This window comes from Acinetobacter piscicola (assembly GCF_015218165.1).
In the GTDB taxonomy this organism is placed as follows: Bacteria; Pseudomonadota; Gammaproteobacteria; order Pseudomonadales; family Moraxellaceae; genus Acinetobacter; species Acinetobacter piscicola_A.
Map to the genome: position 1 here is coordinate 1,187,653 of NZ_CP048659.1, position 26,134 is coordinate 1,213,786.

Genomic DNA, 26,134 nt, shown 5'->3' on the forward strand with positions numbered 1-26,134 from the left:
GTGTTGAACATAACGAGCGAAGAATTTATTGTATACGCAAATCGCGCCTTTCAACGGGCAGAACGGCGATTTTTTTAATTTTTTGTAACATTTGTAAGCAGTTTGCTTGCAATAAGTGCCTTGTATGAGTCAGATGCTCTACTAAAATGGCATGGATAAAATAATTTACTATATTTTGATGTTCGGAACCCTGTATGTCTAAACCAACCACAATTGCGTGGCAGCCCAATTCTTCTGCTTTATTTAAATTATCATTCATGACATCAGCACTGGCTGCCATTGGGTTAATGACAGGGTGTTCTTCTTCGCAAACTGTGACCAAGACACAAACCAGTAAGCAAACAGGAATGTTAGATGCAAGCAGTTTAGATTCTTTAGAAGATCTATTGTCTGCAACTGATATGCGTGCAGTGGAAGGTGATCGTTTATTGATTTTAAAACATGGTGATGTATGGAAACGTATGTCCGTTGGTTTTAAAATGAATGAAGATCGTTGGGACCCTCGTATTGATGCTCAGCGTAGTTGGTTTGCAGCACGTCAACCGTATATTGACCGTTTGAGTGCGCGTGCATCTCGTTATTTGTACCATACTGTAAAAGAAGCTGAGCGCCGTGGTTTACCTACAGAATTAGCATTATTACCGATTATTGAAAGTTCTTATGATCCTGCCGCAACTAGTAGTGCAGCGGCAGCGGGAATGTGGCAGTTTATTCCAAGTACAGGGAAAATTTACGGTTTAAGACAAACAAGTGCCTATGATGGTCGTCGTGATGTCGTTGAGTCGACGCGTGCAGCTTATGAATTTTTAGGTAGCTTATATAATCAATTTGGTTCTTGGGAATTGGCACTTGCTGCATATAATGCAGGTCCAGGTCGTATTCAACAAGCAATTAATCGTAATGAAGCAGCGGGTCTACCGACAGATTATTGGTCATTACGTTTGCCGCAAGAAACTATGAACTATGTCCCACGCTTCTTGGCCGTGGCACAAATTGTTAAAAATCCACAAAAATATGGGGTAACTTTACCTCCGATTGCCAACCGTCCGCATTTTAGGGAAGTTTCTGTGCCTGCGGGTGTACAGTTAAATCAAATTGCTGCAACCACAGGTTTAAGTCGTGCAGAATTGTATGCGTTAAATCCAGGGCATCGAGGTGAAATTATAGATCCTTCAAGTCCAATGAAGATTTTAATTCCTGCGGATTTAAACCCGACTATCGATGCGAAATTAAAAAAACTACAGTCTAGTACAGGCGGTTATTGGGCAAATACGGCGCCTGCTTATGTTCCTGCACCTAGCTATGTCCCTGCAAATACAGGTACACCGATTACGCCTACAACCACGAATCCACCCGCGTTAATTGCAAGTACAGCACCTGTTCAGTCTGCGAAAGTTGTAACGAGTACAGTGCCAACGACAACACCATCACCTACGACGTTGAAAACAACGCCGCAAGGATCATCGGCCTTGGCTGCGTTTGCAGCAGATGCGACTGTGCCAAGTGCACCACGTATTCCTGTTGCAGTCACTCAAGCAAGCAATGTAAAACCTGTGACTGTTGAACCACCGTTATCGGCACAGGAACGTGAACAGATTGTAGCTGCAGTGAAAGCAGATGATGCAAAGTTAACGGTAAAGCAAGTGGTTGAACCACAAGCAACGCAAGCTGAAAAAGATGAAGTCGTTAAAGAAATCAAAGCCATTGCACCACAAGGGACAGAAATTGTTGACCCTTATGATGGTAAAATTAAGTTAACTGCGATTCAAACAAGTCAATCCGTTGCAGAGCAACAGGGTCGGGAAAATACAGTTGGTTTTGCTTATCCAAAAGGTTTGGCTGAACCTACAGCGATCAGTGCGGATGAAGCAAAACTCAATCAAGACAAAAAGTTTGAAAAAACGGAAAGTGAAGTGGTTGTGGTGCCACCAAAAGGTAAGCGCAGTACCTATACGGTATTGGCGGGCGATACTTTGGCATTGATTGCCATGAAAAATGGGGTAAATTGGCGTGACATTGCCAAATGGAACCAAGTCGATCCAAATGGAACTTTATTTGTTGGTGCAACTTTATATTTATATGACGCTAAACCACAAGATGTTGAAAGCTCAAGTAAAAAAGTGGATAGCATGCCTGCCACATATACAGTTAAACCGAATGACAGTTTAATTGGTGTTGCCAATCAATTTAATTTGTCTGTATCACAATTAGCAAGTTATAACAATTTGACTACCACCAGTAATTTATTTGTGGGTCAAAAGCTGCACCTCAAAGACAATGGTAGCGATAAACTCTCTGCACTCAATAAAACTTTAGTTCGTTCTGATACAAGCAAGCCTGAAGCTAAAATTAAGACAAAGCCTTATGTGGTGAAACGTGGTGAATATCTCAAAGTGATCGCGGATCGTTATGCCTTGTCAGTACAAGAATTGGCAGATTTAACACCAGGCTTGGAAGTGGGGAATTTATATGCAGGGCAAAAAATTAATGTTCCTGTACAAGAGGTTGAACAACGTGTTGACAAAATTGAGTCTAAAATTGTTGATCAGACTAAATTTAAAAATGTGCAAGCGCAAACCCGTTATAAAACTGAAAATTATCGTGTAAAAAGTGGGGATACTTTATCGAGTATCGCTGTACAGTCAAAAATCAGTTTGTCTGAGCTTGCTGAGCTAAATAATTTATCGACTTCCAAAGGTTTATTGGTTGGCCAAACCATTAAAGTGCCTGAAGGAAGTACAGTGCCAGACAGTTATACTGTGCAATCAGGAGATAGCCTGACGAGTGTTGCCAGTAAATATAATATGTCTGTGGGTCAAGTTGCTGATTTAAATGGCATGAGTACCAATGCAGGCTTGTTTGTTGGACAAAAACTAAAATTGTCAGGTGAACCTGTACAAAGCAGAACCAAGTCTGTTGAATCTGAAGACGTGGTCAATAATAGCCGTAGCGCTGAAAAAGATGTTCATATTGTAAAAGCTGGGGAAACACTAGCTTCGGTTGCGCAGAAGTATCATTTACAACTCGCGTTTTTAACAGAGCTGAATGGTTTGGCTAAAAATGCCAAGTTACGTGCAGGACAGCGTTTAAAAATTGATGGGGAATTACCCAGTAAAGGCGCAGTATCTAAAGAAACAGAGAATCTAGCAACGAGCAAAACCACACGTTCAACGCAAAATACAGAAACTTATACGGTGAAATCAGGAGAGTCTTTAAATCTGATTGCAAACCGCTTAGGGATTTCAGCGAATGAGTTGGCTAAGTTAAATAATCTCAATGGTCGTACAGGCTTACAACGTGGTCAAAGCATTCGTATTCCAAAGTTAGTCACAGAGTATAAAGTGAAAAGTGGTGATTCTTTGATTCGTTTGGCAAGCAAATATGGGATTGCGAGTAACGAGCTTGCAGAGCTAAATGATATGAAACCTTCTACACAACTGCGTATTGGGGATGTTATTAAAGTGCCAAACTTGTAAAATTGGGAAAGAACAGTCAGTAAAAGGATAGACTCAATATGCAATTGAGCTTTGCGTATGCAAAACAGTTTGGGATGACATATGCTTTATTGCTAATGGGAAGTCAAGTTTGGGCCGCGGTTCAGACTACGCCGTATATTGCAATTCATACCACCGCTAAGTATGCAAATGCGCAAGCAATGCCTTATGCCAATCCAACTGCACCTAAAGGCGGTTGGATCAGTCAAGCAAGCAATGGTACTTTTGATAATTTGAACGGCTTTAATGGCAAAGGAACGAGTGCTGAAGGGACAAATTTTTTATTTGATACCTTGATGAGTTCATCGCTCGATGAACCGAGTGTGATGTACCCTTTATTGGCTGAAAAAGTCACTTTTGATCCTGAAAAAACCAAATTTGTGATTTTTCATTTAAATCCCAAAGCGAAGTTTAGTAATGGTACGCCTGTTACTGCTGAAGATGTGAAGTTTACTTTTGACAGTATTCAAGCAAAAGCAAATCCTGGTTTTCAGATGTATTTGTCAGATTTAGCCAAAACTGAGGTTTTGTCAAAGTATCAAGTTAAAGTTACGTTTAAATCCGACAATAATTCTGAAATGCCATTGATCTTGTCTAGCATTGCGATTTATTCCAAAGCGGATTGGAAAAATCGTGATTTTGCCAAAATTACCATGCAACCCATCTTAGGTTCAGGTCCTTATCTGATTGATCGTATCGATGCAGGACGCAGTATTTCTTACAAGCGTAATCCATATTATTGGGGCAAAGATTTAGCGGTCAACAAAGGTCGCTATAATTTTGATTTGGTTAAATTTGTCTATTATCGTAGTTTAGATATTGCTTTTGAAGGGTTTAAATCAGGGCAATATACATTTCACGAAGAGAAAATTTCTCGAAAATGGACAACAGAATATAATTTCCCTGCCTTAACTGCGGGAATGGTGACAAAATATATTGCCAAAACTGAAAATCCTGCGCCGACACAAAGCTTTTTATTTAATACCCGTAAAGCACCATTTAATGATATCTATTTTCGGCAGGCGCTTAGTTATGTTTATGATTTTGAGTGGCTCAATAAGGCTTTATTTTATGGGCAATATATTCGTTTAAACAGTTATTTCCAAAATAGTGAATTGGCAGCTACAGGCAAACCGAGTCAGCAAGAGTTACAAATTTTGCAGCCGTACTTAGCGCGTTTACACCCTTTACAACGTCAAGGGGTTTTAGCAGATTGGAAGTATCCTGTTTCAGATGCCAGTGGCTTTAACCGCAATAATCTATTAACAGCACGGGCATTGTTGCTAAAAGCAGGTTATCGTTATCAAAATGCGATGTTGGTCGATGCAAAAGGGCAACCGATTCGGATTGAATTTATGATTCATCAAGAGGGTTTGCAGCGAACATTGATGCCATTTGTACGTAATCTTAAAAAACTTGGTATTCAAGTCTCAGTACGTCAAGTTGATGTGCCGCAGTATATTGAACGTATGCGCCGTTCTGATTTTCAGATGACCACCAATGTCATGCCACAATCCTTAACGCCAGGCAATGAACAAGCACAAATGTGGAGCAGTAAAGCGGCAGATGAGGTGGGCAATTATAATTATGCAGGTATTAAAAATCCTGTGATTGATGAAGCGGTACAACAAGTGATTCGCGCGCCAAATCGTGAGCAATTGATTCTACGCACCAAAATTTTAGATCGTTTATTACGTTCAGGTTATTATCATATTTTGACCTATGGCAATGATAAAAATTGGTACGCCTACTGGAATATGTATAAGCAACCGAAAGTGAAACCCAAATTATCTTTAGGTTTAGACTATTGGTGGTCTGATCCACAACACGCACAAAAAGTCAGTCAATATTTGCGTAAACAATAATTTAGACTGTATTTGAGCAAAAATAAAAGCCATGCGCTTACAAGGAATGTCTAATCAATGGGCACATACATTCTCAAACGACTTCTACTGATTATTCCAACATTGTTTTTTATTTTATTGATTAACTTTGTGGTGATTCAACTCGCACCTGGCGGTCCTGTAGAGCAGGCGATTCAACAGGCTGAAAGCTTTCAAGGTATGGGGCATGCACCTGCGGGAGCAGAAGTGGCATCCGCTTCAAATCATTCGAGTCAGTACCAAGGTGCTCGTGGTTTGAGTGAGGATATGGTGGAGAAAATCAAAGCTCAGTATGGGTTTGATCGACCTGCACCTGAACGTTTTTGGATGATGCTCAAAGGCTATCTGCATTTTGATTTTGGCACGAGCTTTTTCAAAGACAAACCTGTCACACAGTTGTTATGGGAAAAAATGCCAGTGACTGTGTCTTTAGGTTTGTGGAGTACTTTGCTGATTTATTTGGTTTCCATTCCACTTGGGATTAAAAAAGCCAAACAGCACGGTATGCTTTTTGATAAATCAACTTCATTAATCTTAGCCGTGGGCTATGCTGTTCCATCTTTTGTATTTGCAGTTTTGCTCATTGTATTCTTTGCGGGTGGTTCTTATTTTCAATGGTTTCCATTGCAAGGCTTGGTTTCGGATGATTTTCATAGTTTAAGTGTATTGGGAAAAATTAAAGATTATTTTTGGCACATGACTTTGCCTTTGATTGCCATCGTGTTGGGTGGTTTTGCAGGTTTAACCTATTTGACGAAGTATTCGTTTATGGAAGAACTGAATAAACAATATGTAATTGCCGCACGTGCCAAAGGTTTAAATGAAAATCGTGTGCTCTATGGACACGTTTTTCGTAATGCCATGCTTATTGTCATTGCAGGTTTACCTGAAGCTTTGGTCGGTATTTTCTTTGTTGGAAATCTATTTATTGAAATTATTTTCAATTTGGATGGACTGGGTTTACTTGGTTTTGAGGCGATTACCCAACGTGATTATCCTGTGATTTTTGGCACATTATTTCTATTTACCTTATTGGGTTTGGTATTACGTTTGATTAGTGATGTCTTATATCAAATCATTGACCCACGAATTAATTTTGAATCGAGAGGTGCGAAATAATGTCACCGATCATGCAAACCCGATTGAAAAGATTTAAAAAAAATCGTCTTGGTTTTGGCTGTTTTATTTTATTTATTCTTATTTTTATTTTGTCTTTGGGCGCAGAGTTTATTGCCAATGATAAGCCACTTTTAGTCAAATATGATGCGCAATATTACACGCCCGTATTCAAAAAATATCCTGAAACCACATTTGGTGGGGTATTTGAAACGGAGGCAGATTATCGTGATCCTGCAGTACAGCAGATGATTGATGCCAAAGGTTGGGCGATCTGGCCAATTTTACGTTATTCCTATCAAACGCCCAATCTAGATTTGGCTGTGCCATTACCTTCACCTCCGACTGCACAAAACTGGTTGGGCACAGATGACCAAGGACGTGATGTTGTGGCACGTATTTTATATGGGCTGCGTGTGTCTTTATTGTTTGGTTTGGCGCTGACTTTGTTTGCTTCAGTGATTGGAATTATCGTGGGGGCGATTCAGGGCTATTATGGTGGGTGGATTGACTTAATTGGTCAGCGTGTATTAGAGGTGTGGGGTGGTTTGCCTACACTATTTATGATCATGATTTTGGTGAGTTTATTTACCCCTAGCGTGTATTGGTTATTTTTGATCATGTTGGTGTTCGGTTGGCCGGCCTTAGTGGGGTTGGTCCGTGCAGAGTTTTTACGTGCTCGAAATTTAGACTATGTTCGTGCCGCACGGTCTTTGGGTGTGCGTGATCGTACCATTATGTTTAGGCATATTTTACCCAATGCGATGAGTTCAAGTTTGTCTCAATTACCTTTTATGTTGACTGCAAATATTACTGCTTTAACTGCATTGGATTTTCTCGGTTATGGTTTACCGCCTGATGCAGCATCTTTAGGTGAATTGTTGCTACAAGGAAAAAATAATTTAACAGCACCATGGTTGGCATTGTCAGGTTTCTTTACTTTGGCTTTGGTACTTTCTTTATTGATTTATATTGGGGAGGCGACACGAGATGCATTCGATCCAAGACGTCAATAAAGACGTAAATTTAGTGTTATTGGTACGTCATTTACATATTCAAAATCAGCAACAAGATTTGGTGAAAGATCTGAATTTTGACCTACATGCAGGTGAGACCATTGCCATTGTGGGGGAAAGTGGTTCGGGTAAATCTGTTAGTAGTTTGGCAATCTTGGGTTTACTGCCTGAATATTTAAAAATTACAGGTGAAGCCAATCTTGAAGGGCAAAATTTACTCAGCATGGATCAAGCGCAACTTCGCCAAGTTCGTGGAAAAAAAATTGCCATGATTTTCCAAGAGCCGATGACGGCACTGAATCCTTTGCATCGCGTGGAAAAAATTATTGGTGAGCCTTTATTACTGAATGGGATGTCGAAGGCAAAAGTACGTCGCCGTGTGATTGATTTACTGACAGATGTGGGGATGCCAGATCCTGAGGAAAAACTCAGTCGTTATCCACATGAGTTGTCAGGTGGGCAACGTCAACGGGTGATGATTGCGGCGGCATTGGCATTAGAACCCGATATTATTATTGCCGATGAGCCCACTACCGCTTTGGATGTGACTTTACAAGCACAAGTCTTAAATCTCTTGCAATTGTTGATTTTAAATCATGATATGTCGATGATTTTGATTAGCCATGATCTAAATTTGGTCAAGCGTTATGCCAATCAAGTCATTGTGATGAATAAAGGCAGAGTTGAAGAAAAAGGTGCTGTTCAAGATATTTTTAACCGTCCTAAAGCAGATTATACCAAGCATTTATTAAACCATGATTTTGGCGCAGCCAATCCTGCACCACCGAATGATCCTGCAAATTTGGTCTTGTCCTTACATCATGTTGGTGTCAAATTCCCTATCAAACAAGGCTTACTGAATCGGGTAAAAGACTATTTTGTGGCAGTTGAACCTTTAGAGTTACGCTTACATGCGTCTGAGGCGATTGGGATCGTGGGGGAGAGTGGTTCAGGTAAAACGTCTTTGGCATTAGCTGTGGCGCGTTTGATTGAAAGTGATGGTTTGATTGTCTTATTTAATCAAGATTTAAATAAGCTCAAAGAGTCAAAATTACGCCCATTACGCGCTGAATTTCAAATGGTTTTTCAAGATCCATTCAGTAGTTTAAATCCACGGATGACCGTCGAGCAGATCATTGGTGAAGGTTTGGCATTAAAGAAATTGAAAGCGTATGAAATTACCAAGCGCATTGATGAAGCGTTGTTAAAAGTTGAATTACCTGTCGCGTTTAAGCAGCGTTATCCACATGAATTGTCGGGTGGGCAACGGCAACGTGTCGCATTGGCACGTGCTTTGGTTTTACGTCCCAAACTGATTATTTTTGATGAACCCACCTCGGCTTTAGACCGCACTACACAACGTGCTATTGTTAAATTGTTACGTCAGTTGCAAGCTGAGTTTCAAATCAGCTATTTATTTATTAGCCATGATTTACAGGTGGTGAAAGCGTTGTGTCAAAAAGTTTTGGTATTGCGTCATGCACAAGTGATTGAGTTTCAAGACACTGAATCTTTATTTGCCAACCCTAAAACTGACTATACCAAGCAATTGATTTCAGCCAGTCAGTATTAAATAGCGCAGTAGTTAAAGTGGATTTAAGCGGGTTATGCAAATTTGACATGAGATATTGTCAGATTTTGCTTGACCATTTTTTTAAATAATTTAGAGTAAATATTCTAAAAATAATGTCGAGAAGTACCATGAGCCATATTGCACAAGCATTTACCATCCGAAATACCACCTTTAAAAATCGTATTATTAAAGGTGCAATGAGCGAAGCATTGGCAAACCATGCAGGTCAGCCGAATAAATTACATTTAGGTTTATATGATGCATGGGGCAAAGGTGGTCTAGGCTGTGCGATCACAGGTAATGTTATGGTGGATTTTCGTGCCAAAAACGAACCCGGTGTTGTGGTCGTGGAAACAGAGCGTGATCTAGAAAAACTTACAGCATGGGCAAATGTGGGTAAAAAGCATGGCATGGTGCAACTGATCCAGTTGTCACATCCGGGACGTCAATGCCCACGTGGTTTAAATAAAGAAACCGTTGCACCTTCTGCAGTGGCATTTAGCCCAACGTTAGCAACGACATTTGGTACGCCACGTGCTTTAGAAGAAAAAGAAATTTTGGATATTATCCAACGTTTTGCTGAATCTGCACGCATCTGTGAAAAGGCAGGTTTTGAAGGTGTGCAGCTACATGGCGCACATGGTTATTTGATTAGTCAGTTTTTATCGCCACTGACCAATAAGCGTCAGGATCAATGGGGTGGTTCTATTGAAAACCGTTCACGCTTTTTATTGGAAATTTATAAGGCAGTTCGTGCTAAAACCTCAGAAAATTTCATTGTTTCCGTTAAATTAAATTCGGCAGATTTCCAACGTGGCGGCATCACTGAAGAAGAAGTGATTCATGTCTTTAAAGCCATTGATGCGGCAGGTATTGACTTAATTGAAGTGTCAGGTGGAACCTACGAGGCACCTGCGATGGCAGGTGCCAAAGCGGATAAGCGTAAGGCGAGTACCATTGCCCGTGAAGCATATTTTCTCGATTTTGCAGAAAAAATTCGTAAAGAAGTCAAATGTCAACTGATGGTGACGGGTGGTTTCCGTACTGCACAAGGTATGAATGCAGCCTTGGACAGTGGTGCATGTGAATTTATCGGGATTGCCCGTCCTTTGGCGGTAGAACCTGATGTCAGCAACAGTTTGATCGCAGGGCGTGATGTACGCTATGCCGTGGAGCAAATTAAAACGGGTATTCCATTTATTGATAAAATGGCCATTATGGAAATTCTTTGGTATGCAGCGCAGTTTAAGGCGATTGGTGAAGGCAAACAGCCAAATCCTAAATTATCGCCATTAAAAGTCTTCTTGAACTACGCCAAAAATAATGTCAAAGCTGTGATTCAAGGGCGAGTGAATTCACGTAAATCAGCTTAATGGGCTTTATTCCAATATAACTGAAAATGATCGGCAGACCATTGTCCTTTCGCTTTTGCACGTTGAAAGGCGGGTCTGCTTTCTATTTCTTCCAGATAGGCATTGATATGCACGTAGTTTTGAAATGTCTGATCCAACTGTGCACAGGCAAATAAGGGAAACCACACTAAAATATCAGCAGCCGAAAAGTATTCTCCTGCGATCCATGGATGAAGTTTGAGTTGTAGCTCAATCTGCTGCATGTGTTGTTGTAGCGCATTATTTAAATAGCCCTGATCAAAACCATATTTAAATACTTTGGCAATAAAACGAATTGGAAATGGCGTATGTTGCACGATTTGTGCAAAAATTTGTTTGAGTGCCACATTTGGCATAAAAGAAGCATCTGCACAATTTTTCCAATAATAAAAATCCGCAAGTTGCTTATTTTCTGTCATATGATGCGTGGTGAGCTGCACATACTGTTGGCAAAGAAAATCTACAATGGCAGTAGTTTCTGCCAATACCAAGGCGGATTGAGAAGGCGGAGCATACACCAAAGTTGGAAATTTTTTGAAGGGATGAGGGTGCTTAGGATAGTCTTGTTCTTGTAGATGTTCTGTAAAAGTCACCAGTTCATAGTCAAGATTTAATTCTTCACATAACCAAACGATGCGTTGCGAGCGCGAGTTTTGTAGATGATATAAAGTGATGTGCATTTGATTGCTACTTTGTAAAATAATGCTTGATGTCAAATTGCGAAACGCAAGGTGATTTTAAAAATAATATGAGTAAATTGAAGTGATGTCTCGATTAATTAATACACTATTTTATCTGATTTTAATGCTTAGTTGCAGCGCTGTATACGCCATACCATTACAAACGGGTGATGTGATTTTTCAGACTTCTAAGTCAGCACAGAGTCAGGTGATTCAATTGGCAACGCATTCACCTTATAGTCATATGGGAATGTTGGTGAATAAAAATGGTCGATTATGGGTGTTGGAAGCAATCCAACCTGTTCAATATACGCCATTTGAGGCGTGGATACGGCGTGGTGTAGATCAAAAATATGTCGTAAAGCGTTTGATTCAAGGTTTAAACTCAAAACAACAAAATGCTTTAATCAAAAATGCAGAACAGTATTTAAATAAACCTTATGATATTTATTTTGAATGGGATGATCGTGCGATTTACTGTTCTGAAATTGTGTGGAAAGCATATAAAAATGCTTTAGCAATAGAATTAACGCCTTTACAACAATTAAAGAATTTTGATTTAACTAACAGTAAAGTTAAAGCTTTAATGAAGCAACGCTATGGTGAGCATATTCCATTGCAAGAAAAAGTCATTAGTCCTAAAGCGTTGTTTGATTCTCGATATTTAAAAACAGTTTATAGTCGATAGGCATAAAAAAACCTGAGTCATGATGCTCAGGTTTTTTATAAGAATGTAAAACATTCTAGAATTTGGCGACCCTACGGGGATTCGAACCCCGGTTACCGCCGTGAAAGGGCGATGTCCTAGGCCTCTAGACGATAGGGTCGTTGTGAGGTGTCGCTATAATAGGGATAACCCTGGTGCTTGTCAAAGGGTGTAATGGAAAAATATATTTAAATGATTATTTAATCGACATTTAATAAGAAGCATGTTTAATTTTGAATCATAAACAAGAAAAAGGTGAATATTGCAGAGAATATTCACCTAAAAATTTAGCGTTATGATGCTTTCTTATTGTGATACAGCCAATAATAACTAGCATAACATGCAGCCATAAACAGTAAACAACCAATGAAGCCCGATAACATTTCAGGGTCAGCAGCCATACTTAAACCTGTGATGGTACAGGTGATAAAACCTAAAATGGGCACAAGTGGATACCACGGTGTTCTAAATTTTAATTCAGCCAAGGTACGCCCCTGTTTTAGCCAATTTCTACGGAAATTAAACTGACTCCAACAGATACTCATCCATACGATGACCATGGTAAAAGCAGCAACACCCAATAAATTTTTGAAAATAAAATCAGCACCAAACTGTTCGGAAAGTAAGCCAGGTAAACCACCGATCATGGTCACCAAAATTGCAATAACAGGTGTACCAGACTTGGTCAGTTTAGAGAATATTTTCGGTAATTGTTTTTGTACTGACAATGCCCACATCATACGAGAGGCAGCATATAAACCTGAGTTGGCAGTTGAAAGCAAGGCAGTGATAATCACAAAACGCATGATATCTTCAGCGTACGGGATCCCAATATGATTAAAGACAGTTACAAAGGGGCTGCTACTTAAACCATCACCATGTCCAGCATTTAAACCTGCATCTTGATAAGGCAATAATGAGCTGATGACAATAATGGTACCAACGAAGAAAATCATCAAACGCCATACAGCAGCATGAATGGCTTTCGGTACATTTTTCTCAGGATTTTCAGTTTCGCCTGCGGCAATCCCGATCATTTCAGTGCCATTGAAGGCAAAATTTACAATCAGCATTGTGGCAAAAATGGGAAATAAACCGTTTGGTAGCCAACCATGTTCAGTTAAATTACTGAATAATGGCGCCGACTCATAACCTGCAAAAGAAATAAACCCAAAGATTGCGGCTAAGCCCACCAAAATGAAAATCGCAACAGTGGCAACTTTAATAAATGACAACCAAAATTCCGATTCGGCAAAAAATCGTGTTGAGTATAAGTTTGAAAATAGAACGCCAAAAATAAAAATGAGTGTCCAAATCCAAATCGAGATGCTTGGAAACCATTCTTGCATGAGTAGCGCAGCAGCGGTGAATTCGGTACCGAGTGTTGCTGACCAACCGAGCCAATACATCCAAGAAACCATATAACCCGTACCAGGACCAATATTATTGGCAGCAAAAGCACCAAATGAACCTGTAACAGGCTGGTTAACGGCTAATTCTCCTAAACATAACATGACCATGTAGGCAATCAGGCCACCAATGATGTACGAAATAACAGCACCAAGCGGGCCCGCTTGTTGAATCACAGAACCAGAACTTAAAAATAGACCTGTACCAATCGCACCGCCGAGTGACAACATAATGAGGTGACGGCGAGACATGGCTCTTTTTAAAGAAATCGGTTGTCCTTCAGCATGCGGTTGCTGAGGATCAGAGGCAGGAGATGACATAATGAATGTAACGTTAGATTTTTAAAAATGTATTTTAGGATAAAATGTGAAAATTCACAAAACATGAACATGTAAAGTACCTGAGAAATTAGTCTAAGTGTCTTTTTATGTATAGAAAATAAGGTTTTTTCTTAGTGAGGAGTGAGTTTATTTTCACAATATGAGAATGTTGTGCAATGTATGCTTGGAAATAAATCTGAAAAAAGCCTATTGTCATCATAATTCTCTAGCAAAGTTTTGCTACAATCCATGTAATGCTATTCAGAGAGATGTTTTGTGCTGCCATTTAAACTTTGGGTCGATGCCGATGCCTTACCAAAAATATTGCGTGAAGTGATCATTCGTGCTTCGGATCGTTATCAACTTGAAGTCACTTTTGTTGCTAATCAACCTGTTGGAATTACACCTTCTGTACGCATCAACTCGATTCAAGCACTCAGTGGTGCTGACCAAGCTGACCAAGAAATCGTAGATCGTATGCAAGCGAATGATATTGTCATTACCCAAGATATTCCACTTGCGGCACAAGTGATTGAAAAGGGAGGAATCGCAATTCATCCACGTGGTGAGGTCTATACCGATGCAAATGTCAAAGCACGCCTACATTTACGTGATTTTATGGATACTTTACGTGGAGCAGGGGTACAAACAGGTGGACCACCCCCTATTTCTGAACGCGATAAGCGTGAATTTTCAAGTAGTTTAGATCAAACCATTTTAAAGCAAAAACGTAAAACCGCAGCGCAATAGCAGGACAGTTCGATGCCATCGAAAAACAATATCATGATGACCTATATTTTGTTGGTCTTCATTTGGGCGAGTACACCTTTAGCAATTGTGTGGAGTGTGCAAGACATTCACCTGATGTGGGCTTTAGTGATCCGCTTTTTGATTGCTTTGCCGATCGCCGTTTTGTTGTTGCTGGTTTTAAAAATCAAATTTCCTGTAAACAAAATTGCCTTACATAGTTATTTTGCAGGGTCATTTAGTTTAATCGGTTCACAAATTTTTACCTATGCGGCAACCAGTTATTTAAGCTCAGGCATTATTGCTTTGATGTTTGGTTTAGCCCCCATTATGGCGGGTTTGATCGGACGTTTTGGTTTTCAACAAAAATTACAGACATTGCAATGGATAGGTATGTGTGTTTCGGTCTGTGGTTTAGCAATTATTTGTACCAGTGGTGGAGCAGAGCAGCGTGTGCACCCGATCGGTATTGCTTTGATGTTAATGAGTGTTTTTACTTATGCATTGTCGATCTTTTGGGTCAAAAAAGTGAATGCAACGGTTGAGCCGATGGCACAAGCAACAGGTTCAATTTTAATCTCTACGCTTATGGCACTTTGTATTGTACCGTTTATTTGGCAATATGCACCTGACCACATTCCTGAGGCAAAATCTTTATTTGCATTATTGTATACAGTGATTATGGCATCTTTGATTGCCATGTTTTGTTATTTCAAATTGGTACAAAATATCAAAGCTACTACATTGTCATTAACGACCGTGATGACCCCAATGCTAGCAATGTTATTTGGTGCACTTTTGAATAATGAAAGTTTATCCTTCATGATATTTGTCGGTGCAAGTGTATTGTTATTTGGTCTGTTCTTGTACTTTTTCAAAGATTTAAAAGCAAGTCGTGAGCTTGCTCATAAAATTAAATCTTCATCATAAATATGTATATTGTTATGCAGACATACATGATTTAACACATTCTGCGAGTTTGACTCTATCTTGGGGGTGCAATGTTACGAAATATGCACCAATTCGATAATCCTCTTGCTCGTCAGAAATACGCTCTGAGTAAGCAATTTGTGCCGTTGCTGCAATATGAAAGAAGTTTTCAGCATGGCTTAAAGTCACATGAATATACGTGCCTTCATTGATATTTTGTTTGCTAAAAAAGCTAAAACCACTCTCTGAAAAATTCACATTTTGTGGTGTTGGTAACATGGTTTGTACAATTGAATCATACAGAGAGCCTGTAATGAGGTTTAATTTTTGGTTGAATAAGGATAAGATTCGAGCAATTTGTTGATCTTTTTCATTTAATTGGTCTAATTCGTATTGAAGTGCATGATCAAATTGATCTAATTCTGCAAGTAGTAGAAAATAGCGCGGCAATACAAAATTTGGATCGTATGGATCGTTAAGGGCGACATCGTCAGAAATGATCTGATAATTGATTCTTAAGGCAGCATCGATTCGAGACATCACGCGACGCTCATTGGCTTCAGTTTGATGCTGTAACGTTTCCATAAAACACCTCGGACTTTGATGGTATGTTTAAACCAATCTCGCTGTATATAGGGTTGAGATATACTCGCGCACGGCGTAGTAATCACTTTATTTCTTTTATCGCCTTGGTGTCTATGATCGGTCTAACCCTTGGCGTTGCGGTTCTTATTACAGTTTTATCTGTGATGAACGGCTTTGACCGTGAACTGAAAAATCGTGTTTTAGGCATGGTGCCGCAAGCCACTGTTTCATCCACGCAGATTTTAACAGACTGGCCCACACTTGCAAAGAAAATTGAGAAACATGAACATGTTACTGGGGTAGCACCTTTTACTCAATTGCAAGGGATGTTAACGGCACAAGGGCGTGTCGCAGGGATCATGGTCAGTGGGATCGAACCCAAGTATGAAAAGAATGTATCAATTATTCAAAATCATATGGTTGAGGGGAGTATTGATCAGCTGAAAAAAGGTGAATTTGGCATCGTACTGGGTAAACAAATGACGGATGCTCTCGGTTTGAGCTTGAATGACAGCATCACCTTAGTTCTTCCTGAAGCGACACCTTCACCTGCGGGCGTAGTACCACGTTTTAAACGTTTTAAAATTGTGGGGATTTTTAGTATTGGGGCAGAAGTAGATTCAAGTCTGGGTTATATTGCTTTGAATGATGCATCTACGTTGCTACGTCTACCTGATGGCGCACAAGGTGTGCGGATGAAGTTGGATAATATTTTCCTTGCACCACAAGTTGCCAATGAAATTGTTCAAGATTTACCTTCAGGTTTTTATGCATCTGATTGGACCTATACACATGGTAATTTATTTAGTGCCATTCAAATGGAAAAAGCCATGGTCAGTCTATTGTTGTTCCTGATCGTTTTGGTGGCTGCATTTAATATTGTGTCATCTTTGGTTATGGTGGTGACAGATAAAAAATCTGATATTGCCATTTTACGTACGCTTGGTGCATCACCTGCAACCATTACCAAAATTTTTATGGTGCAAGGTACGGTCATCGGTGTAGTTGGAACCTTGGCGGGAGCTGTGTTAGGTGTAATTTCTGCACTTGGAATCAGTAATCTAATCGATTGGATGAATAATTTGTTTGGTTGGCATTTATTTGATGCTTATTTTATTAATTATTTACCTTCATATTTACGTTGGCAAGATGTGTTGCTGATTGTCTGTGTGTCACTTGCCCTCAGTTTTCTTGCGACGATTTATCCTGCATTACGTGCTGCAAAAATTCAACCTGCGGAGGCACTTCGTTATGAATAGTAATGTGGTGCTTGAAGCCAAAGACATCTCAAAATCTTTTACCGATGGTAAGTCAACCGTTGATGTGATCAAAGCCTTGTCTTTGCAAGTTCATCAAGGTGAGTTTGTTTCTATTGTTGGTTCAAGTGGTTCGGGTAAAAGTACCTTGCTGCATATTTTGGGTGGCTTAGATCGTCCATCACAAGGTATTGTAAATTTAAATGGACAACGCTTTGATAACTTAGGTGAGGCAGAACGTGGTTTCTTGCGTAATCAACACCTCGGTTTTGTCTACCAGTTTCACCATTTATTGCCTGAATTTTCAGCATTGGAAAATGTCGCAATGCCATTGATGTTGCGTAAAGATGCTGAGTTTAAAAAAGTCAAAGAACGTGCAGAGTACTTGCTCAATCGTGTGGGTTTATCACATCGTCTGACGCATAAGCCTGGTGAGTTATCGGGTGGTGAACGGCAACGTGTGGCATTGGCACGTGCTTTGGTCACACAGCCAAAATTAATGCTTGCTGATGAACCGACAGGTAACTTAGACCGTAAAACTGCAGTCACGATTTTTGAATTATTACGTGATTTACGGCATGAGTTTAATATGGCAATGTTAATCGTAACGCATGATGAGCAATTGGCAAAATCTGCGGATAAAGTGCTACACATGCAAGATGGTGTGTGGATCACTGAATAACCTACGTTATTTTTAAATACCGCTTTAAAATAACGCGATAAATCCGATCAAAAACCTTGTTAAAGCTCATGAAAATGGGCTTTAATTCATTGAAAACATCAACAAAAAAATAATAAGTATGTGGTATGTCTACTCACTCTGTTTAGGTTGGATCATTGGCATCAGTTGTATGGGCAATGTCATCCCAAATCATTTAAATATCATCTTATTTTTTAATTTTATTTTTATTGTTTTCGTGGCTATTTCTTCTATTTTAAAATGGAAATTAGTACGTTCTAACATTATTAAAATTATCCTACATTTAAGCTTAGGGCTGAGTATGTTTATTGGCGCTTGGTTTTATGCAGATCATGCTTTGCAACAACGTTTGCAATTGCGAGTTCAGCAGATCTTAAATGTTTCGGCATTGGTCTATGTTGATAAAATCAGTCAAGTTTCAATAGATACAGACCAAGTACGTACTAAATATACGGTATGGTTACTTAATCATGCTGCACAACCGATTAAAATCAGTGTTGATTTAAAACAAGGGCAAAGCCCATTAGCATTAGGTCACTATTACCAAATTTCAGGAAAATTAAAGCCAGCACATAGTTATGCGGTTGCGGGTGTATTTGATAAAGAGCGTTGGTTTTTACAAGAAAATATGATGGGGAGTTTAAATGCTCAATTTATTCAACCGATCGATACACTCCAAGTTTCTGCATTAGGTTATGCAAAATTTGTGCAGCAGCATGATTCGTGGTGGTCGAAGTTTAAATTAGGCATTGAAATGCAGCGTTTAGCATTTCGAAAGCGCATTGAAAATAGTAGTTTGCAGCAAAAAGGCTTACTTTTGGCACTGTTGACGGGGGATGAAAGTTTACTTTCGAGTGATACACAGCATTTATTTCAACGCTTAGGAATTTCACATTTATTGGCGATTTCAGGCCCTCATGTGTTGATTTTTGCCATTTTATTTTGTTCAATTTTTCAAAGGGCTATTCAAAAGTTTCGTCCAGAATTTTATTTAAAATGTCCGAAGCCTTATTTATTGATGACTCCCTTTTTGGCATGTGTAGCCTTGTATAGCGCATTTGTCGGTTTTGAAATTCCTGCTTTGCGTACGTTGCTCACCGTTACATTATGCAGTGTTCTGATTTGGCTGAGGCAGTCTTTGTCTGCGCTCAAAATTTTATTGCTCAGTGCGAGTATTTTATTATGGGTGGACCCTTTTAGTATTTTATCAGCGGCATTTTGGCTGTCTTATGGGGCGTGTTTTATTTTAATTCGTGTTTATCAAACGCTGCAACAACAACCGTCGCAATATCAAACACTTTTTCAAAAAACAATTTTTTATCTTAAAGTTTTAGTGGAGTCACAGTGGAAAGTATTTATTGCACTGTTCCCTTTAATGATTTTTATTTTTCAAAAAGTGGCTTGGGTTGCACCACTCAGTAATTTATTTGCGATTCCTTTGATCGGAGCGGTGGTAGTGCCCCTCGAAGTGATTGGGGCATGTTTGAGTTTGCTTTTTACCCCTTTAGGAAGCAAATTTTTTGCTGTGGCAGATTGGGTTTTATCCATTTTATTACATATTTTAAATGTTTTAGATCAAATTTTTTCTCAAAACTTACAGTGGTTTGCTTTTACACCATGGATGACCCTATGTTTGGCATTGGCGATTTTTATTCTATTTTTACCCCGCGGTGTCATGTCTAAAGCTTGGGTGGGGATCTGCTGTATTCCTTTGATTTTTCCACAACAAAAACAATCTGACTTTACATTAACGGTGCTAGATGTTGCACAAGGGCAAGCCATTTTCCTCAATTTACCCACACATAAAATGATGATTGATACTGGGGGATCATTTGATGAAACAAAATTTAGTATTGGTCGACAAGTGGTCATCCCTTATTTAAAGCAACAAGGTGTTCATCAGCTTGATCAAGTGATTTTATCACATTTAGATCAAGACCATAGTGGGGCATTTCCTGCGATTGCAGAGGAAATAAAAGTAAAACAGATTTGGTCAAATGAAAATGATGGAAGATTTGCCAAGGAAAATTTTCAGTATTGTCATGCAGGGCAAGTTTGGCAATATGCGCAAGTGAAAATACAGGTTTTAGCACCACCTAAAAATAGCCTAAGCAATGTGGCTTCTCAACAAAACGAGCGCTCATGTATTGTGTATATTCAAGTACAAAATGCTCAAAATAATCAAAATTTTTTAATTATGGGAGATGCAGGTTGGGAAGCAGAGTTTGATTTGCTACAACATTATCCAAACTTAAAAGTAGATGTGCTCGTTTTAGGACATCATGGCAGTCAACATAGTTCAGCGTATGCATTTTTAGATAAGCTTAAACCTAAAGTCGCAGTCATTTCAGCGGGTTTTGACAACCGTTATGGACATCCACATTCGATTGTTTTGGCTCGACTAAAAGCCCTGAATATTCCTATGGTGAGTACGATTGAACAGGGTAGTATTCAGTTTCAACTCGATGCACAGAAAAATATGCAGATGAGCAATTATCGTAGCTCAAAGATGTGGCTCGTCCGCTAGGCTGTGACTTTGTTCTTTAATTGCATGAATTCGTGCAATCGCCTGTTCAGTCGATACGGTATATAAATCTCTAAGCTCAGGATTGGCTTTAAAACGTTTATAACTCCAATGATAATGCTCAGGAAAACGTTCAATCAAATGTTCAAGTGCTTGATGAATAATGCGTGTGCCGTCATTGGCTGTGCCTTGATAAATCTGCTCATCCATGGGTTCAATAAACATATCAAAATCATCAGATTCATTACGAATGGCATATAGAAGTAAAGATTTTGCTTTGGTTTTTTGAATCAATTTGGCACTAAGATTACTTGAAGCTAAAGGAACACCAAAATAATCAATCAGTTCACCACCGACATTGGGGGTGTGGTCAGGTAAAATGACGGTTGTCCCCCCTTGTTTTAGGGCTTTGAAAATTTGGCGCACGCCAGATTCATCTGTGGGGACTAAATTGGCTTGATCACGACTACGGGCATCACGGACAAACTCATCAGCATCAGGGTTTTTAATGGGTTTATACATAATCGTCATTTGCGTATGCTGTGCAAACCATGGATTCATGATTTCCCATGTACCAAAATGCGGTACAATCAACACCAAACCTTTACCTTCAGCAAGGGCTTCATGCACGAAGTGTTCACCATGAATTTGACGAATTCTAGAAATATTTTTTTCAGTTGAGCTGCCCCAAATACTAAAAAATTCCATATAAGACTGTAATTCATTACGAATAGCAGTGCGTGTAATGTGTTCCCGTTGTTGCTTATTCAGATGGGGTAAACAGATTTCGATATTCAGGCGTATCGTTTTTGATGTTTTAGACACATGTAATAAATTGACAATCCCTGCCAATATACGTGCATAAAATCTAGAAAAAAGAATAGGTTGACGACCAAAAAAATGGAGTAGTCGAGTGGTTGTGGATTTTTGCTTTTCAGTCATCGTTTATCTATATTTAAAACTGAGCCAAAGTGCTAGTGAATTGTAAATTATTATAAGTGAATTATGTCGATTTAGACAGTTTAACTGAATTAGTTGTATATAATGATGCCTTAAAAATTAATTTGGATGGTATGTATGTCCGATTGGCCACCGAAACCACATAATGAAAATACTCCATTAGGTAGTTCTGTACCACAACAACCGACAGGTCAAGAATGGCAACTTTTAGAAAAAGTTGTTTTGGCGTCAGTACAAGAACAGCGTCGCAGTCGCCGTTGGGGAATATTCTTTAAAATTCTAACTTTCTCATATATTTTTATTTTGCTTGGCTTTTTATTGTTTGGAAAAAGCTGTTCATCAGGGGATGATGCAACAGCTTCAACTTCAGAATCGCACTTGGGTATAGTCAATATCGTGGGCACGATTGATTCAAGTAATCAAGGTGTAAATAGCACGGATACCATTAAGTCGCTGAAAAAAGCCTTTGAAGCAAGTGCAGCTAAAGCTGTAGTACTCAATGTCAATTCACCAGGTGGCTCTCCTGTACAATCTGATGATATTTGGCAAGAGATTCGTTATTTAAAGCAGCAACATCCAGAGAAAAAAGTCTATGCAGTCATTGGGGATATGGGAGCATCAGGCGCTTATTATATTGCGTCAGCTGCGGATGAGATTTGGGTAAATCCGTCAAGCCTAGTCGGTTCTATCGGTGTGATTATGCCGAATTACGGTGTCAGTGGTTTAGCGCAAAAGTTAGGTGTAGAAGATCGCACCATGACCTCAGGTGCAAACAAAGACATTTTGAGTATGACCAAACCTGTGAGTCCTGAGCAAAAAGCGCATATTCAAGCATTATTGGACAATGTGCATTCACATTTTATTACGGCAGTAAAACAAGGTCGTGGTGAAAAGTTAAAATCGAATGATCCTGCGATTTTCTCAGGACTGTTTTGGACAGGTGAGCAAGCCATTAAGTTAGGAGTTGCAGACAAAGCAGGCAATATAGAAACGCTAAAACGTGAATTAAAAATCAAAAAAACGGTGAACTATACCGTTGAACGTAGTCCATTTGATTCAGTATTAGGTCGTTTAGGTTCGGAAATGGGACATGGTGTAGGTGAAGCAATGAGCCAAAAAATTAACATGAACCAAGATGTAAAAATGCAATAAGTTATGCTTTCGCTTCTTTCTATTCCAAGATTAGGAAGAAGCTTTTTCATCATTTAAACCAGTAGAAATTGAAAAACATGTGTCGTTCAAAGCAGTCCAAACCACTGATTCATTTTGCGCATGCAAATGGTGTGCCCTCGAAAGTCTATTCAAAATTATTTGATCTTTTAAGTGATCAATATGACGTTATTTATGTGCCATTACTTGGTCCAGATCGCCGCTATCCAATTACACAAGGTTGGCAGGATTTGGTTGATCAAGTGATCGATAGTATTGTGCAGCAAGCACAAGGACGTAAAGTCATTGGTTTGGGACATTCTTTGGGCGCTGTCTTAACCTTGATGGCATCTTATAAGCGACCAGAATTATTTGAAAAAGTAATTTTGCTTGATCCTCCTTTAATTGTAGGACAAGCCTCATTTGCACTGTTCCTCACCAAAATTTTTCATCCAAAAATGGTCGATAAAATCACTCCGGCAGGTTTGAGCATTAAACGCCGAGATCATTGGGAATCGCGTGAACAAGCTGCGTTACTACTGCGACCAAAAGGTTTTTATCAACATTTTGATGCAGACTGTTTTCATGATTATATTCAGTATGCTCTAGTGGATGATCCTGTCCGCGGTGGAGTAGAGCTGGCAATTTCTAAATATGATGAGGTCGATATTTTTCGTACCAATTCAATTTCTTGGTGGTTACCTAAAGCCAAACCACCGATTACAGCGCAGTTGGTGGTGGGATCGGAAAGTCCATTTTTAACTCGAAAATTTCCGCAAATGATTCAGAAAAAATTAGGTATTCCTTTTAGCATCACTTCAGGGGGGCATATGTTTCCTTTGGAGCATCCTGTAGAAGTGGTACAGTTAATTAAAGACTTAATCCAAATTCCAAAAGATTAGTCCTGTTATTTGTGTTTTAACTATTCATACTAAAAAAATAAGCACTTTTAAGTGCTTATTTTTACTTTATTTTAAATAAAATCTAAAGTTATTTCACATGATCAAATTTGATCACCACTTTGTTATTGGCATCTAAAAATTTCAACTCTTTTTTAGAGGCATCATAGTGGGTGACTTGACCTAAAGCTTGGGTATATTTTTGTGGAATATCCGTTGCATTCAGACATGCTCTTTGTGTTGATGCTAGATTAGAGAATTGAATTTGTGTGCCTTTGACCGCATAGCCGCCCATAAAGCGATTACAACCATCTGAACCACTGACGCGCTCATTGTTAAACTGTATAGATGGAACGTCAGATTGTGTTGGATCAGCAGCGAGTTTGGTGCCATAAAGTTCACTAACCACCCAATTTTTATTTTGTAGGTCATTTAAATTACGTTCAGTAGAAGGATTGGACATAGTTGCACAACCCGCCATACTTAAGGTTAAAACCGCACAACTTGAAATAAGGACTGATTTGAGCATTTAATTTCTCCACAGGATTGATGACTATTTGTTTTAATTTATCTATAAAATAAATAGTAGCTTGTATTTATTCAATTTTCAGAGAAATTAACTTAAAAAGTACACAAGTTGCCTAAATGAAAAACATTAATTTGCATATTTTTTGATTTATGAATAACTTCTCTATATAAGATTTACAATTTTGTGCCATAAAGCTTTCACCTGCTTTTTAAATAGTATTGAGATTAAGGAAAATTTTTGTGAAAGACGTTGAATTAAAAGTACCTGAGCAACAAGACCTGATTTTTGAACTAAAAAAAGCCGAACGAGAATTAAGATTAATCGATGATCAAAATCGACCATTGGCAAAATTAGCACTCACCATTCAACTCTATTATTTAGATGGTGCAACAGCAGAATCTAAACGTAAAGCATTAGAGATCATAGCGCAGTTTAAACAGAAATATGCTTCACATTTGAAAGCCCAGTTCACACAGAATAATCGAGGTTTTGTAAAGTTTAATGAAAAAAACTATCAAAGCTTTTTAAAAAAAGCTGAACAAAATATTCAAGCCAATGACGATTTATTCACTTACTATTTATCTTCTGATGAAGACGGTGAGTTTGCAGATGACTATGTACTTGAGTTTTTCACAGCATATCCTGATTCAGAACCAGCAACAGATCAAGATTTACAATTGTCCTATGCTAGTCTTACTTTGCCTGTGTCAATGATTGAAACCAAAGAAGGTTTAGAGGGATATCAACAGTGGATTCATCTATTCATTCATTCTTTTTCTGTTTTTCATGGCTATGCTGGACTAACTTTAAAAACACCTTATGACCGACATCCATTTCAGTCTTATGAATATGATATTACCCATAAATATTGGGGAATTACGCCCGATGGGGGAGCATTTTTTAAACATGGATGGCAAACCGGTCTCAGAAGTATAAGTTGGCAAACTTTTATTGGGGCTAGATTAAAAGATAAAGTGATTCAACAACCTTATTATCAAGAAACCTTGAAAAATTATCCGGACGTGAAAAGTACTGAGATAAATGGATGCTTAATTTTACAAGCGGGAGATATTCCTCGTTTAGCTAATGTCAAAGAACCTTTACCTTTAAGTTATGTTGTGGTTAATCAATTATGCCGAATTATTATGACTAAAAAACCTTTAGGTCCTTTACACACTGGCTCTCAGGGACCCTTATATTCATATACACAAACATATTATTGGTTACATCGTTGGAATAATGATAACTTTGAAAAGGGAATATTTAATCCTCAAGGCAAAAAACAAGAATTACTCCATGTACTTGGTGAATCTGGATATGATCATCAACCTGTTCCGTATTCAGGGATGTGGAAACCATTTGATTTTGAGGGATTGTCACAACATCTAACAGTGGGTCAGGAATTTCCAGAAGAAGCTAAATATATAAGAAAAAGTGGTCGAATTAGTAGTAAAAATGCAGTGTGGTGTTTAGAAAAAAGAGATGATCATGGACCTGTTTTATTACCTAATCCCTTTTAAGAATATTTAAAATTAACATAATACAGCTTAATACTACAGAACCAGATTGATAGTATAATTTTCCAAGTAATAAAAAACGCATCCGAAGATGCGTTATTAAATTACACATTTTTTTAAAATTTACAGAACTGAATAGGTTGTTTTAATACTTGACCCTTATACAGGACTTGACCATTTTCCATATGCTGAATCGTACCATTACAGATCCATTCAACTGCTTGTGGATAAATCAAGTGTTCAAGCGTATGTACTCGTTCAGCTAAAGTGTCGACAGTGTCATGTAAATGAACTTGAACCACACCTTGCGTCAGGGCTTGACCTGCATCGAGTTCTGCTGTGACGTAATGCACCGTACAACCATGTAGCATATCACCCGTATTTAAAACACGTTGATGCGTATGCATGCCTTTGTAATGGGGTAATAGAGAAGGGTGTATATTCACCATTTTCCCCTGCCAAGCATTGACAAAGCCTGCACTCAGAATTCGCATAAAGCCCGCAAGAATCACCAAATCAACATCCCAATCGAGTAATTGTTGATGCATCACCGCATCAAAAGCTTCACGATTCGGAAATTGTTTGTGTTCAATGATGACAGTTGAGATGCCTGCGTGTTGTGCACGTTGTAAAGCATAAGCTTCAGGTTTATTGGAAATAACCCCTACAATTTTTCCTGAAAGATTTGCATCAATCAGGGCTTGTAAGTTACTTCCACTACCAGAAACAAGTACAGCAATTTTGATCAT

Annotated in this window: 21 protein-coding genes and 1 tRNA gene; 15 read left to right on the top strand and 7 right to left on the bottom strand. The window is 38.8% G+C overall.

All coding sequences use genetic code 11. From position 1 onward, the window contains the following. Positions 1-194: 194 nt before the first annotated feature. The 6 genes from G0028_RS05735 to G0028_RS05760 all read left to right on the top strand — a co-directional run bounded on the left by G0028_RS05735 (position 195) and on the right by G0028_RS05760 (position 10,455). Positions 195-3,476, top strand: coding sequence for a lytic transglycosylase (locus G0028_RS05735; protein ID WP_180044872.1), 3,282 nt, complete (start codon positions 195-197; stop codon positions 3,474-3,476). A gap of 38 nt (positions 3,477-3,514) precedes the next feature. Beyond that, positions 3,515-5,359 carry an extracellular solute-binding protein gene (locus G0028_RS05740; RefSeq protein ID WP_180044871.1) on the top strand — a complete coding sequence of 615 codons (1,845 nt, stop codon included), beginning with the start codon at positions 3,515-3,517 and terminating at the stop codon, positions 5,357-5,359. A gap of 57 nt (positions 5,360-5,416) precedes the next feature. Next, a complete protein-coding gene (locus tag G0028_RS05745) occupies positions 5,417-6,496 on the top strand; it encodes a microcin C ABC transporter permease YejB (RefSeq protein ID WP_130072874.1) in 1,080 nt (359 codons plus the stop codon). After that, positions 6,496-7,509: an ABC transporter permease gene (locus G0028_RS05750; RefSeq protein WP_130072873.1), complete on the top strand. Its 1,014-nt coding sequence runs from the start codon at positions 6,496-6,498 to the stop codon at positions 7,507-7,509. Before G0028_RS05745 ends, G0028_RS05750 begins: the two co-directional genes overlap by 1 nt. Further along, positions 7,484-9,082, top strand: a complete 1,599-nt coding sequence (locus G0028_RS05755) for an ABC transporter ATP-binding protein (RefSeq protein WP_180044870.1) — start codon at positions 7,484-7,486, stop codon at positions 9,080-9,082. The genes G0028_RS05750 and G0028_RS05755 overlap by 26 nt, the downstream gene beginning before the upstream one ends. A gap of 128 nt (positions 9,083-9,210) precedes the next feature. After that, positions 9,211-10,455, top strand: coding sequence for an NADH:flavin oxidoreductase/NADH oxidase family protein (locus G0028_RS05760; protein ID WP_180044869.1), 1,245 nt, complete (start codon positions 9,211-9,213; stop codon positions 10,453-10,455). Here the strand turns inward: G0028_RS05760 and G0028_RS05765 are convergent. After that, positions 10,452-11,153 carry a glutathione S-transferase gene (locus G0028_RS05765; RefSeq protein ID WP_180044868.1) on the bottom strand — a complete coding sequence of 234 codons (702 nt, stop codon included), beginning with the start codon at positions 11,151-11,153 and terminating at the stop codon, positions 10,452-10,454. The genes G0028_RS05760 and G0028_RS05765 overlap by 4 nt on opposite strands. 85 nt (positions 11,154-11,238) lie before the next feature. On the opposite strand from G0028_RS05765, the gene G0028_RS05770 reads away from it, so the two are divergent. After that, entirely contained in the window at positions 11,239-11,841 is a 603-nt protein-coding gene (locus tag G0028_RS05770; RefSeq protein WP_180044867.1) for a YiiX family permuted papain-like enzyme, read from the top strand. A gap of 63 nt (positions 11,842-11,904) precedes the next feature. Here G0028_RS05770 and G0028_RS05775 read toward each other — a convergent pair. Further along, positions 11,905-11,980: transfer RNA gene (locus tag G0028_RS05775), tRNA-Glu, on the bottom strand. 172 nt (positions 11,981-12,152) lie between these two features. Beyond that, positions 12,153-13,589 (bottom strand): amino acid permease, encoded by a 1,437-nt coding sequence (locus G0028_RS05780; RefSeq protein ID WP_130072868.1) that lies wholly within the window; start codon positions 13,587-13,589, stop codon positions 12,153-12,155. A gap of 276 nt (positions 13,590-13,865) precedes the next feature. Here G0028_RS05780 and G0028_RS05785 point away from each other — a divergent pair, with 276 nt between their 5' ends. Beyond that, a complete protein-coding gene (locus tag G0028_RS05785) occupies positions 13,866-14,339 on the top strand; it encodes a YaiI/YqxD family protein (RefSeq protein WP_180044866.1) in 474 nt (157 codons plus the stop codon). A 12-nt stretch (positions 14,340-14,351) separates the two neighbouring features. Beyond that, positions 14,352-15,266, top strand: a complete 915-nt coding sequence (locus tag G0028_RS05790; RefSeq protein ID WP_180044865.1) for a DMT family transporter — start codon at positions 14,352-14,354, stop codon at positions 15,264-15,266. A gap of 12 nt (positions 15,267-15,278) precedes the next feature. Here the strand turns inward: G0028_RS05790 and G0028_RS05795 are convergent, their stop codons facing one another. After that, on the bottom strand, positions 15,279-15,851 hold the full coding sequence (locus G0028_RS05795; protein WP_130072865.1) for a PilZ domain-containing protein: 573 nt from the start codon (positions 15,849-15,851) through the stop codon (positions 15,279-15,281). A gap of 23 nt (positions 15,852-15,874) precedes the next feature. Between G0028_RS05795 and G0028_RS05800 the strand changes: the two genes are divergently transcribed. From G0028_RS05800 to G0028_RS05810, 3 genes are all read left to right on the top strand, one after another. Continuing rightward, positions 15,875-17,110 carry a lipoprotein-releasing ABC transporter permease subunit gene (locus G0028_RS05800; protein ID WP_130072864.1) on the top strand — a complete coding sequence of 412 codons (1,236 nt, stop codon included), beginning with the start codon at positions 15,875-15,877 and terminating at the stop codon, positions 17,108-17,110. Further along, complete coding sequence (gene lolD, locus G0028_RS05805) at positions 17,103-17,789, top strand: lipoprotein-releasing ABC transporter ATP-binding protein LolD (protein WP_130072863.1); 687 nt, start codon at positions 17,103-17,105, stop codon at positions 17,787-17,789. The genes G0028_RS05800 and lolD overlap by 8 nt, the downstream gene beginning before the upstream one ends. Positions 17,790-17,907: 118 nt before the next feature. Beyond that, a complete protein-coding gene (locus G0028_RS05810) occupies positions 17,908-20,334 on the top strand; it encodes a DNA internalization-related competence protein ComEC/Rec2 (protein WP_180044864.1) in 2,427 nt (808 codons plus the stop codon). Here the strand turns inward: G0028_RS05810 and G0028_RS05815 are convergent. Then, positions 20,311-21,273, bottom strand: a complete 963-nt coding sequence (locus tag G0028_RS05815; RefSeq protein ID WP_180044863.1) for a lysophospholipid acyltransferase family protein — start codon at positions 21,271-21,273, stop codon at positions 20,311-20,313. The genes G0028_RS05810 and G0028_RS05815 overlap by 24 nt on opposite strands. A 135-nt stretch (positions 21,274-21,408) precedes the next feature. Between G0028_RS05815 and sppA the strand changes: the two genes are divergently transcribed. Next, positions 21,409-22,443, top strand: a complete 1,035-nt coding sequence (gene sppA, locus G0028_RS05820; protein WP_180044862.1) for a signal peptide peptidase SppA — start codon at positions 21,409-21,411, stop codon at positions 22,441-22,443. A 77-nt stretch (positions 22,444-22,520) separates the two neighbouring features. Beyond that, on the top strand, positions 22,521-23,342 hold the full coding sequence (locus G0028_RS05825; protein WP_130072860.1) for an alpha/beta hydrolase: 822 nt from the start codon (positions 22,521-22,523) through the stop codon (positions 23,340-23,342). Positions 23,343-23,430: 88 nt separating this feature from the next. Here the strand turns inward: G0028_RS05825 and G0028_RS05830 are convergent, their stop codons facing one another. Then, positions 23,431-23,868: an META domain-containing protein gene (locus G0028_RS05830; RefSeq protein ID WP_130072859.1), complete on the bottom strand. Its 438-nt coding sequence runs from the start codon at positions 23,866-23,868 to the stop codon at positions 23,431-23,433. A gap of 239 nt (positions 23,869-24,107) precedes the next feature. On the opposite strand from G0028_RS05830, the gene G0028_RS05835 reads away from it, so the two are divergent. Next, on the top strand, positions 24,108-25,388 hold the full coding sequence (locus G0028_RS05835) for a type VI immunity family protein (protein WP_180044861.1): 1,281 nt from the start codon (positions 24,108-24,110) through the stop codon (positions 25,386-25,388). A 113-nt stretch (positions 25,389-25,501) separates the two neighbouring features. On the opposite strand, the gene purN is transcribed toward G0028_RS05835, so the two are convergent. Continuing rightward, positions 25,502-26,134, bottom strand: coding sequence for a phosphoribosylglycinamide formyltransferase (purN, locus tag G0028_RS05840; protein ID WP_180044860.1), 633 nt, complete (start codon positions 26,132-26,134; stop codon positions 25,502-25,504).

Coding starts and splice junctions, on each gene's coding strand:
- G0028_RS05735 (WP_180044872.1), top strand. CDS start 195: ATGTCTAAACCAACCACAATTGCGTGGCAGCCCAATTCTTCTGCTTTA.
- G0028_RS05740 (WP_180044871.1), top strand. CDS start 3,515: ATGCAATTGAGCTTTGCGTATGCAAAACAGTTTGGGATGACATATGCT.
- G0028_RS05745 (WP_130072874.1), top strand. CDS start 5,417: ATGGGCACATACATTCTCAAACGACTTCTACTGATTATTCCAACATTG.
- G0028_RS05750 (WP_130072873.1), top strand. CDS start 6,496: ATGTCACCGATCATGCAAACCCGATTGAAAAGATTTAAAAAAAATCGT.
- G0028_RS05755 (WP_180044870.1), top strand. CDS start 7,484: ATGCATTCGATCCAAGACGTCAATAAAGACGTAAATTTAGTGTTATTG.
- G0028_RS05760 (WP_180044869.1), top strand. CDS start 9,211: ATGAGCCATATTGCACAAGCATTTACCATCCGAAATACCACCTTTAAA.
- G0028_RS05765 (WP_180044868.1), bottom strand. CDS start 11,153: ATGCACATCACTTTATATCATCTACAAAACTCGCGCTCGCAACGCATC.
- G0028_RS05770 (WP_180044867.1), top strand. CDS start 11,239: ATGTCTCGATTAATTAATACACTATTTTATCTGATTTTAATGCTTAGT.
- G0028_RS05780 (WP_130072868.1), bottom strand. CDS start 13,589: ATGTCATCTCCTGCCTCTGATCCTCAGCAACCGCATGCTGAAGGACAA.
- G0028_RS05790 (WP_180044865.1), top strand. CDS start 14,352: ATGCCATCGAAAAACAATATCATGATGACCTATATTTTGTTGGTCTTC.
- G0028_RS05795 (WP_130072865.1), bottom strand. CDS start 15,851: ATGGAAACGTTACAGCATCAAACTGAAGCCAATGAGCGTCGCGTGATG.
- G0028_RS05800 (WP_130072864.1), top strand. CDS start 15,875: ATGTTTAAACCAATCTCGCTGTATATAGGGTTGAGATATACTCGCGCA.
- lolD (WP_130072863.1), top strand. CDS start 17,103: ATGAATAGTAATGTGGTGCTTGAAGCCAAAGACATCTCAAAATCTTTT.
- G0028_RS05810 (WP_180044864.1), top strand. CDS start 17,908: ATGTGGTATGTCTACTCACTCTGTTTAGGTTGGATCATTGGCATCAGT.
- G0028_RS05815 (WP_180044863.1), bottom strand. CDS start 21,273: ATGACTGAAAAGCAAAAATCCACAACCACTCGACTACTCCATTTTTTT.
- sppA (WP_180044862.1), top strand. CDS start 21,409: ATGTCCGATTGGCCACCGAAACCACATAATGAAAATACTCCATTAGGT.
- G0028_RS05825 (WP_130072860.1), top strand. CDS start 22,521: ATGTGTCGTTCAAAGCAGTCCAAACCACTGATTCATTTTGCGCATGCA.
- G0028_RS05830 (WP_130072859.1), bottom strand. CDS start 23,868: ATGCTCAAATCAGTCCTTATTTCAAGTTGTGCGGTTTTAACCTTAAGT.
- purN (WP_180044860.1), bottom strand. CDS start 26,134: ATGATCAAAATTGCTGTACTTGTTTCTGGTAGTGGAAGTAACTTACAA.